We start from the raw sequence: 9,351 nt of genomic DNA, 5'->3' as shown, positions 1-9,351 counted from the left end.
CCCGGCGTGGAGGGGCGCCGTGGTCCGCCGGGCCCGGCCCGGCGGGGCGGTCCAGATTTTTTTGGCGGTTCCACGGCGTGCATTCCTTTTAGCGGTGAATGGCCCTCCCCATATAAGACGGGCTCATTCATGGGGCGAACAGTGTCATGCGGGCGCCTGCGCGAATGGGCGGAGCCTCACAAGGAGAAACTCACCGCGGGGCGCGGCGTTTCTCCGGGTGCATGGCGGAAACAGGGCGGATCGGCAAATGTTTTTCGGGCGGATGAGGGGTGTGCGGCGGCGCAAGGCAATACGCTCGGTTCTCGTGGTAGAGGATGAACCGCTCGTTGCCTTCGACAACGAGCATGCGCTGACGCTCGCCGGCTATGTCATCGCTGCGACGGTCGCCGATTATGACCATGCGGTGAGCGCGATCGACGCCGGCGGTATCGATCTGATGATCGCCGACGTTACACTGCATGGCGACAAGACGGGCATCGACCTGGCCGCCTACGCGCGGATGCGCGATGTCCCCGTGCTGTTCGTGACCGGCAGCTGTCCGGCCCATGCGCGCGACCTAGCGCTGGGTTGCCTGGCCAAGCCCTATGCCCCCCGGGACCTGATCGCCGCGATCGAAGCTGCGGATTCCGTGCTGCGCGGCGCGAAACCCGCACGTCTCCCCCTGGGGTTCAGCCTGTTCGCCGAGACCGACTGAACGCCGCTTGCCTCCGGCGCGATTGCCCATATGGTGGCGCGTCAACGGCGCGGGGGATTTGCGTGACCAGAGTTGACCAGGACAAGAAGAATTGGCGGGATGTTATGCGGCCCTATTTTCGGCCGATGCCCTTCGTTTCACTGTTGATCGGTATATCGAGCGGCTTTCCGCTGATGTTGTTGCTCGGAACGATGGGGTATTGGCTGTCAAAGGTCGGAATCCAGAAATCAACCATCGGTTTCGCGATCGGATTGACCACGCCATATACGCTCAAATGGCTCTGGGCCCCGTTGGTCGATAAGTTGCCTTTACCTATACTGACCCGCTTATTCGGCCAGCGGCGAGCGTGGCTGTTTTTCGTTCAGCTGCTGCTCTTTTGTGCGATTTGGCTCCTGGGTAGCAGCGATCCTGCGCATCATCTGGGCTATTTTGCCTTTTGCGCGATACTGGTTTCCTTTCTCGGCGCCACTCAGGACATCGTTATCGACGCTTATCGCATTGAAATATTAAGCGATGAGGAAATGCCCTATGGCACCGCGACAAATCAGTTTGGATACCGTCTCGGTGCTTTCTTTTCGGGGGTTGGCACGATCTTTCTCTATTCGCCTCAGACCGGATTAGGGCTTGGCTGGGCAATGGCCTATGGACTGACGGCATTCCTCGTACTGCCCGGCGCAATCGGAGCTTTGTGGGCTGGTCCAGGTATTTATGTCGACCGCCATGCAGAAATGGCTGGAAAGAGCATTGGCGCATGGTTGAAGGAGACCGTCCTCAGCCCGTTCATAGAATTTCTCGGCCGTCGTGGATCTGTGCTGATCCTTTTGTTCGTGCTTCTTTACAAGATTGGCGATGCGATGGGTCAAGGGATGCTCAATCCCATGATCGTCGATCTGGGGTTCACCGACGCCGAGTTCATCGCCATCAATAAAGTGGTCGGTTTCTGGGGATTGATCGTGGGCACGGCGCTGGCCGCGCCGTTTATTGCATGGTTAGGCATGGGGCGGACCCTGTTCTTGTCCGGTCTTATGATGATGCTCAGCAATCTGACCTTCGTTGGAGTGGCCATGCATGGTCATTCCAACCTTTGGCTTACTATCGCGGTTGCGACTGAGCAGGTGACAAGCGGCATCGGTCTGACGGTGTTTGTCACCTACCTTTCTGGACTTTCAAGCCTTGCCTATACGGCTACGCAATTCGCGCTCTTGTCATCATTTGCTGCGGTAGGGCGTACATGGTTGGCGGCTCCTGCTGGGGTCATTGCAGAACAGGCTGGGTGGGTCGGCTTCTGGCTGACAACGGTGGTCGCTGCCGTGCCCGGCATGTTTCTCCTTTGGCTGATTTGGCGGAAGGGTTTTGTCGTTGATACGGTGAGGCAGCCAAGCACCGAGGATGACTGAGATAGAAAGGAATGGAATATTCCGATGATCTGGCTCGTCACCTCGATCTGCATCCAGATCATCTGCGCGGTGCATGTCATCCGCACCGGACGCAACCAGATCTGGATGCTGTTCATCTTCCTCTTCTCGCTGCTCGGCTGCTTCGCATATTTGATGCTGGAGGTGATGCCCGCCTATTGGGGCAATCGCCATCTCCGCACGGCGCGGGCGCAGGTCGCGGGGAAGGTCGATCCCGAGCGCGACGTGCGCCGGGCGCAGCGCGACCTGGAACTGGCCGACACCGCGGCCAACCACATCGCGCTGGGCGATGCCCAGGCAGCGCGGGGCCGCTATGCCGAGGCGGAGGCGGCCTATCGCAAGGGGCTGGCGCTTGGTCCCGGCAATGACTGGGGCACGCAAGTCAAGCTGGCGCAGGTCCTGTTCGAGCGGGGCAGCAGCCGGGAGGCGCTGACGCTGCTGGACGGCGTGCCGGAGGTGTCGCGGGGTAGCGAATGGGACCGGCGCGGATTGCTGCGCGCACGCCTGCTTGCGGACCTCGGCCGCGACGCGGAAGCGCGGGCGCTGTTCGAGGATGTGATGAGCCGGATCGCCGGCGAAGAGGCGCGTTGCCACTATGCGGCCTTCCTGATCGAGCGCGATGACAGGGTGCGTGCTCGGCAGGTGCTGGAGGAGGTGGAACAGCGCGCCCGGCGGCTGGATCGCACACAGCGCGTGGCACAGGCTGACATGTATCGCTGGGCCGGGGAAAAGCTGGCGGAACTGCGGCGGGCGAGCGCCTGAGGACTATCCCCGATACAGGTCCAGCGGTCGTCCGAGGTCCGCATGGGCCTGCGCGACTGCCTGGAGACAAGTCAGCGCACCCAGCGCATCGTCATTGCCGAGCAGCGTCGCGACCTGTTCATAGGCGCGAGCAGGAGCGCGCAAGGCATCGCCGACGGCGTGCATGATCCGGGCCTCGTCAGCGGTAAGGCGCGGGCAGCAGCAGGGCGCGACCAGGATCTTGCGACCGGAGGCGCGGGCCAGCTCCAGCATCATCGCACGCATCAGGATCAGCGGGCGCCGATAGCTGCGGCCAAAGGCGCCCAGCAGGGCGTTGGCGGCATGGGCGTCATTAACGCCGGCGCCGGCCATGCGCCGCATGACGAACAGGAAAAGCCGGTTGCCATAACCCGCGGGCATGGGTTGCGACAGGTTGAGGGAAGAGGTCTCTCCATAAGCCATGATATGCGCCTTCGCTTGAGTCCGGAAGCTCAAGCTACGCTATTGCGAGTCAATCGCAAGTAGTTTCAGTCGGGAAATTGCTCGTTCAGTCGCAAAATCTCGCCGGCAAGATATAGCGAGCCGGCGATCAGCAGCCGGGGTGCGGGTTCGGCGGTCGCGACTGCGGTAATCGCCTGCTCCGGTCGTTCATGTGCAGTAGCGCCGATCTTCCAGCGCGCGGCCACGGCGGCGAAGCGATCGGGCGGATGATGGTCGTGACCGGGGACGGGCAGTGTGTGGATATGCGCGACCTTGCCGGCGAACGGCGCCAGATAGGCGTCCAGATCCTTGTTCGCCAGCATGCCGATGACGAGCTGTAGCTTGTGCCCGTCGAGCCGGTCGGGGGTGAACCAGGCGCTGATCGCCTCGCCGGCGCCCTGATTGTGCCCGCCGTCCAGCCATGCCTCGCCGCCCGGAGGCAAGGACGCGAGCAAAGGCCCGCGCTCCAGCCGCTGGAGCCGGGCGGGCCAGTGGGCCCAGAGCGGCGCGGCCTTGAGCGCCGCGTCGCTGACCGGCACGGCATTCTGGTGGCGCAGCATCGCGAAGGCGAGCGCGGCGTTCTGCACCTGATGCGCGCCGGGTAGGCGCGGCAAGGGCGTGTCGATCCGTCCCTGCTCGTCGCGATAGTGCATGCGGTCGCGATAGGCGGCGGCATCCCAGCTCTCGCCCATCGGCAGCCAGGTCGTGCGCGCGCGCGTCACCGCGTCGATCATCGCCGGGAACAGCGACTGCGGATAGCGCTGGGTGACGAGCGGGGCGCCGGTCTTGGCGATACCGGCCTTCTCCGCCGCGATCTGCGGCAGCGTGTCGCCCAGGAACGCCTGATGGTCGATGCCCAGCTGGGCGATGCCGCAGATGGCGGGATGCTCGATAACGTTGGTCGCGTCCAGCCGGCCGCCCAGGCCCACTTCCAGGATGCAGGCATCGGCCGGATGCTCGGCGAAGGCGAGGAAGGCGGCGGCGGTCGTCACCTCGAAGAAGCTGGCGCCGATCCCCTCTGCGACATCGAGCACCCGCTCGAGATAGCGCGCGAGCACCGGGTCTTCGATCAGCTGGCCGCCGATCCGGATACGCTCGTTGAAGCGGACGAGATGGGGGGAAGTGAAGACGTGCACGCTGTGCCCGTCCGCCTCCAGCGCGGCGCGCAGGAAGGCGCAGGTCGATCCCTTGCCGTTGGTGCCGGCGACGTGGAACACCGGCGGCAGCGCGCGGTGCGGATCGCCGAGCCGGTCGAGCAGCCGCGTGATTCGTTCGAGGCCCAATATGTCGGCGCCGGGCGAGAGCGTCGCGAGCCGGTCGAGCTGGGCCTGGACGTCCGGGTCGTCGGAGACGGCATGGTCGGGCATGGCCTGGCGCCCCCCCTTTGAAGTTCAGGCGGCGGCGCGCGGGGTCAGATAGCCGATCACCCGGGCAAGCGTGTCGCGCAGGTCGCGGCGGTGCACCACCATGTCGAGCATGCCGTGCTCCAGCAGATATTCGGCGCGCTGGAAGCCGTCGGGCAGCTTCTCGCGGATCGTGCTTTCGATCACCCGCTGGCCGGCGAAGCCGATCAGGGCGTTGGGTTCCGCGATCTGGATGTCGCCGAGCATGGCATAGCTGGCGGTGACGCCGCCGGTCGTCGGATCGGTGAGAACGACGATATAGGGCAGGCCTGCCGCATGCAGCTTGCGGATGGCGACGGTGGCGCGGGGCATCTGCATCAGGGACAGGATGCCCTCCTGCATGCGCGCCCCGCCCGCGGCAGTGAAGATGACATAGGGGCAATTATGGCCGATCGCCTCGTTCACGCCCTGGATGAAGGCGGCGCCGACGCCCATTCCCATCGAACCGCCCATGAAGGCGAAGTTTTGCACGCCCATGACCAGCGGCACATCGTCGATCGCGCCGCGCGCGTTGATCAGCGCGTCCTGGTCCCCGGTGGACTGGCGCGCGGCCTTGATGCGATCGGGGTAGCGCTTGGAATCGCGGAACTTGAGCGGGTCCTCCTGCACTGGCGGGGTCGGCAGCAGGATGAAGCCGGCGTCGAGGATCTGCTCGAAGCGCTCCGACGGGCCGATGCGGCCATGATGATCGCAGCGCGGGCAGACGGACAGATTGTCTTCCCACTCCTTGATAAACACCATTTCGGCGCAGGACGGGCATTTGTGCCAGAGCGTCTCGGCCGTGGTCTCCTTCTTGGCGATGAAGGGGATGGCGTTGCGGACGCGGTTGATCCAGCTCATGCGGCGGTCTCCCGGAATTGAGGGCTGCTGGCGTTCAGCGCATCGCGAAGCTGTGCGACGAACGCGCGGACGAAGGGCGGGGCGGCATCGCCATGCGACCCGATGATGTCGACGATCGCCGATCCGACCACGACGCCGTCGGCGACGCGGCCGATGGCGGCGGCCTGCTCGGCCGAGCGGACGCCGAAGCCGACGGCGATGGGCAGGTCGGTGGCGGCCTTGAGGCGGGCGACCGCCTGTTCGACGGCGGCCTGTGCGGCCTGCTGCTTGCCGGTGATGCCGGCGACGGCGACATGGTAGAGGAAGCCGCTGGCACCGTTCAGCACCGTGGGCAGGCGGGCGGCGTCGGTGGTCGGCGTGGCGAGGCGGATCAGGTGGATGCCCGCCGCGCGCAATGCAGGGCCGATCTCCGAATCCTCTTCTGGCGGCACGTCGACGCAGATGACGCCATCGACGCCGGCAGCGCTGCACGCGTCTGCGAACCATTGCGGGCCGCGCGCCAGCATGGGATTGGCATAGCCCATCAGCACCAGCGGCGTGTCGGGATGGCGCGCGCGGAACGCGGCGGCGATGGCGAAGATGTCCTTCGTCTTCGTGCCGGACCCCAGGCTGCGAAGGTTGGCCAGCTCGATCGCCGGGCCGTCGGCCATCGGATCGGTGAACGGCATGCCCAGCTCGATGACGTCGGCGCCGCCCTCGACCAAGGCGTCGAGGATGGCCGCCGAGGAACCGACGTCGGGGTCGCCCCCGGTGACGAAGGTGACGAGCGCGGCGCGGCCCTGCGCCTTGCATGCGGCGAAGCGGGTTGAGAGGCGGTCCATGCTCACATCTCCGCTCCCAGCGCGTCCGCGACGGTGAAGATGTCCTTGTCGCCTCGCCCGGAAAGATTGACCACGATGATCTTGTCCGCGTCCAAGGTCGGCGCGACCTGCTCGGCCGCCGCTACCGCATGGGCGGATTCAAGCGCAGGGATGATGCCTTCCAGGCGCGACAGGGTCTGGAAGCTCTCCAGCGCCTCGTCGTCCTTGATCGGCATATATTTCACCCGCTCGATCTCGTGCAGCCAGCTATGCTCCGGGCCGATGCCGGGATAGTCGAGGCCGGCGGAGATGCTGTGCGCCTCGGTGATCTGACCGTCCTCGTCCTGGAGCAGATAGGTGCGGTTGCCGTGCAGGATGCCGGACTTGCCGCCCGCGAGGCTCGCGGCATGCTTCTTGTCCAGCCCTTCGCCCGCCGCCTCGACGCCGATCATCGCGACTTCGGGATCGTCGAGGAAGGGATGGAACATGCCAATGGCGTTGGAGCCTCCGCCGACCGGGGCGATCAGCAGGTCGGGCAGGCGGCCCTCCGCTTCCATCATCTGCGTCCGGATCTCCTTGCCGATGATCGACTGGAAATCGCGGACCAGTTCCGGATAGGGGTGCGGGCCCGCCGCCGTCCCGATGATGTAGAAGGTGTCGTGGACGTTCGACACCCAGTGGCGCAGCGCGTCATTCATCGAATCCTTGAGCGTCGACGACCCCGAATGGACCGGCACGACCTCCGCGCCCAGCAGCTTCATGCGGAAGACGTTGGGTTTCTGCCGCTCGACATCCTTCGCGCCCATGAAGATCTTGCATTCCATGCCGAACAGGGCGGCGACGGTCGCGGTGGCGACCCCGTGCTGGCCCGCGCCGGTCTCGGCGATCACCTTCTTCTTGCCCATGCGGCGGGCGAGCAGCGCCTGGCCGATGCAGTTGTTGATCTTGTGCGCGCCGGTGTGGTTCAGCTCCTCGCGCTTGAGGTAGATTTTCGCGCCCATGCCCGCCGGGGCGTTGGCGCGGATCGCCTGGGTCAGACGGTCGGCATAGTAAAGCGGGTTGGGGCGGCCGACATAGCTGCGCAGCAGCTCGGCAAATTCCGCCTCGAAGGCCGGGTCGGCCTTGGCTTCGCGATAGACGCGTTCCAGTTCAAGGATCAGCGGCATCAGCGTCTCGGCGACATAGCGGCCGCCGAAGGGGCCGAAATGGCCGTTGGCGTCGGGCTGCGATCGCAGGCTGTTGGGCAGGGTCAGGGCATCGGTCATGGTCGTTCCAGTCTCACGGATAGGGTCTGTCGCTTCGATCATCGTCCAGAAGCGATCAGCGCCATCGTATCCCGATGCGCTCGACAGAGCGGGTGAGCGTCAACATGCCGCCACCGCTTTGCAGAAGGCGGCGATCTTGTCCACATCCTTGACGCCCGGCGCGCTTTCCACGCCGGACGAAACATCGACCAGCGGCGCGCCGGTGACCCGGATCGCCTCCGCGATATTGTCCGCCGACAGGCCGCCGGATAGGCCCCAGGGCGTCGCGACGGCAACGCCGCGGAGCAGCGTCCAGTCGAAACGCAGGCCCATGCCGCCCGGCAGCGCGGCGCCATCGGGCGTCTTGGCGTCGAACAGCAGGCGGTCGACCGCGCCCGCATAGGCGTCTGCGGCAGCGATGTCGCCGCGCGCCTTGACCGCGATCGCCTTCCACACGGGCAGGCCGAAGCGCGCGCGAATGGCGGCGGCGCGTTCCGGGCTTTCCTTGCCGTGCAGTTGCAGGGCGGTGAGCGCGCCGGCGGCCGCCAGCTGCGCGAGCATGTCGTCGGTCGGATCCACGACTACCGCCACGCGGCCGACATGCGGGGGTACCGGCGCGGCGAGGGCGCGTATCTGCTCCGCCTCGACATGACGCGGGCTTTTGGCGAAATGGACGAATCCCAGATAGGCAGCGCCCGCGCGCACGGCGGCGCCCACCGTGTCGGGCGTCGAAAGACCGCAGATCTTGATCGCGATTCGGGACATGGGGCGGCTTTAGACGCCTTGCGCCGGCGCGTCACCTTGGGCGAGGTCCATGTCCTGCAGCGCCAGCCACTGGTCGAGATGGTCGAGCGCCGCGCGACCGAACCAGGCGTCGAGCGCGGCGAACATCGCCTGCTGGCTCATTTCCGCCGGATCGAGGGGCGCGTGCCAGCGAAGGGTGAACCTCGGGCCGTCCTCCCGCGCGAGATAGACGGGCAGGATGCGCGCCTTCGACGCCCGTGCGAGCCTCAGCGCGATGGAAACGTTGCCGCGTGGTTCCAGCGGACGCCCGAAGGTGGGGAAGGCGACCTGACGGTCCAGCCGCTCGTCGAGCAGGATATAGGCGAAGCCCCGGTCGTGCCGGCCCAGATGGCGCAATATCTTTCGCGCAGCCCCTTCGCCGGCAGACTGCGCCTCCTCCAGATAGGACGACCGCGCCTTCGCCAGCATGCGCGCCTGCGCCGGGTCGTCCGGCAACTGGTGCACGCCGATCAGCGGCCGTTCGATCTGGAGCTTCAGATGCGCTGCGATGAGGTCCCAATGGCCGATATGCAGCGAGACGACGATCAGGCGCCCATCGCCGTCGACAACCGCGCGATAGGCCGCATGGTCCTCTATGGCGAGATGATCGGGGCCCAGCAGCCGGTCCATCGAGGGCAGCTCCGCGATGAAGCGTCCCATGTTCCGCCACCGACGGTCGAGCATCGCCCGCGCCTGCGCATCGTCCAGGTCGGGGCGAAGGATCGCAAGGTTGCGCGCCGCCCGCGCCGATCGCAGCGGCATCTGTCGGGGCGCCAGCTTGCCCGCCATCCAGCCGCCGAATGCGGACCCTGCCGACACCGGCAGGCGGCGCATGAGGGAGTAGCTCAGGGAATTGTAGAACATGACCGTCAGCGCGCTGCGCGCGGTGGGTTGGCACTGGGCATAGGCTAGGTCATACACGGGCCGGACCATGGGTAAAGGGGCTATCCC

General features: G+C 66.0%; 10 protein-coding genes. 3 read left to right on the top strand and 7 right to left on the bottom strand.

Going from position 1 to position 9,351, the window contains the following annotated elements:
* Positions 1-247 precede the first annotated feature (247 nt).
* From M529_RS44705 to M529_RS44695, 3 genes are all read left to right on the top strand, one after another.
* Positions 248-694, top strand: a complete 447-nt coding sequence (locus M529_RS44705; RefSeq protein WP_021319747.1) for a response regulator — start codon at positions 248-250, stop codon at positions 692-694.
* 62 nt (positions 695-756) lie between these two features.
* Positions 757-2,091, top strand: a complete 1,335-nt coding sequence (locus tag M529_RS44700; RefSeq protein WP_236617739.1) for an AmpG family muropeptide MFS transporter — start codon at positions 757-759, stop codon at positions 2,089-2,091.
* A gap of 24 nt (positions 2,092-2,115) precedes the next feature.
* On the top strand, positions 2,116-2,871 hold the full coding sequence (locus M529_RS44695; protein WP_021319744.1) for a tetratricopeptide repeat protein: 756 nt from the start codon (positions 2,116-2,118) through the stop codon (positions 2,869-2,871).
* A gap of 3 nt (positions 2,872-2,874) precedes the next feature.
* Here the strand turns inward: M529_RS44695 and M529_RS44690 are convergent, their stop codons facing one another.
* From M529_RS44690 to M529_RS44660, 7 genes are all read right to left on the bottom strand, one after another.
* The gene (locus M529_RS44690; protein ID WP_021319743.1) at positions 2,875-3,312 is read right to left on the bottom strand and encodes a DUF6628 family protein; all 438 of its coding nucleotides are present in this window, start codon (positions 3,310-3,312) and stop codon (positions 2,875-2,877) included.
* A 65-nt stretch (positions 3,313-3,377) separates the two neighbouring features.
* Positions 3,378-4,697: a bifunctional folylpolyglutamate synthase/dihydrofolate synthase gene (locus M529_RS44685; RefSeq protein WP_021319742.1), complete on the bottom strand. Its 1,320-nt coding sequence runs from the start codon at positions 4,695-4,697 to the stop codon at positions 3,378-3,380.
* 24 nt (positions 4,698-4,721) lie between these two features.
* A complete protein-coding gene (gene accD / locus M529_RS44680; RefSeq protein WP_021319741.1) occupies positions 4,722-5,573 on the bottom strand; it encodes an acetyl-CoA carboxylase, carboxyltransferase subunit beta in 852 nt (283 codons plus the stop codon).
* The gene (trpA, locus tag M529_RS44675; RefSeq protein ID WP_021319740.1) at positions 5,570-6,394 is read right to left on the bottom strand and encodes a tryptophan synthase subunit alpha; all 825 of its coding nucleotides are present in this window, start codon (positions 6,392-6,394) and stop codon (positions 5,570-5,572) included. The genes accD and trpA overlap by 4 nt, the downstream gene beginning before the upstream one ends.
* A 2-nt stretch (positions 6,395-6,396) precedes the next feature.
* Positions 6,397-7,638 carry a tryptophan synthase subunit beta gene (gene trpB / locus M529_RS44670; RefSeq protein ID WP_021319739.1) on the bottom strand — a complete coding sequence of 414 codons (1,242 nt, stop codon included), beginning with the start codon at positions 7,636-7,638 and terminating at the stop codon, positions 6,397-6,399.
* 99 nt (positions 7,639-7,737) lie between these two features.
* Positions 7,738-8,382 (bottom strand): phosphoribosylanthranilate isomerase, encoded by a 645-nt coding sequence (locus M529_RS44665; protein ID WP_021319738.1) that lies wholly within the window; start codon positions 8,380-8,382, stop codon positions 7,738-7,740.
* A gap of 9 nt (positions 8,383-8,391) precedes the next feature.
* Positions 8,392-9,333, bottom strand: a complete 942-nt coding sequence (locus M529_RS44660) for a lysophospholipid acyltransferase family protein (protein ID WP_021319737.1) — start codon at positions 9,331-9,333, stop codon at positions 8,392-8,394.
* Between the last annotated feature and the right edge of the window lie 18 nt (positions 9,334-9,351).

Source organism: Sphingobium ummariense RL-3, assembly GCF_000447205.1.
Taxonomy (GTDB): Bacteria; Pseudomonadota; Alphaproteobacteria; order Sphingomonadales; family Sphingomonadaceae; genus Sphingobium; species Sphingobium ummariense.
Note: the sequence above shows the minus strand (reverse complement) of the source record. Positions and strands in the feature narration are given on the sequence as shown.

Coding starts and splice junctions, on each gene's coding strand:
- M529_RS44705 (WP_021319747.1), top strand. CDS start 248: ATGTTTTTCGGGCGGATGAGGGGTGTGCGGCGGCGCAAGGCAATACGC.
- M529_RS44695 (WP_021319744.1), top strand. CDS start 2,116: ATGATCTGGCTCGTCACCTCGATCTGCATCCAGATCATCTGCGCGGTG.
- M529_RS44690 (WP_021319743.1), bottom strand. CDS start 3,312: ATGGCTTATGGAGAGACCTCTTCCCTCAACCTGTCGCAACCCATGCCC.
- M529_RS44685 (WP_021319742.1), bottom strand. CDS start 4,697: ATGCCCGACCATGCCGTCTCCGACGACCCGGACGTCCAGGCCCAGCTC.
- accD (WP_021319741.1), bottom strand. CDS start 5,573: ATGAGCTGGATCAACCGCGTCCGCAACGCCATCCCCTTCATCGCCAAG.
- trpA (WP_021319740.1), bottom strand. CDS start 6,394: ATGGACCGCCTCTCAACCCGCTTCGCCGCATGCAAGGCGCAGGGCCGC.
- trpB (WP_021319739.1), bottom strand. CDS start 7,638: ATGACCGATGCCCTGACCCTGCCCAACAGCCTGCGATCGCAGCCCGAC.
- M529_RS44665 (WP_021319738.1), bottom strand. CDS start 8,382: ATGTCCCGAATCGCGATCAAGATCTGCGGTCTTTCGACGCCCGACACG.
- M529_RS44660 (WP_021319737.1), bottom strand. CDS start 9,333: ATGGTCCGGCCCGTGTATGACCTAGCCTATGCCCAGTGCCAACCCACC.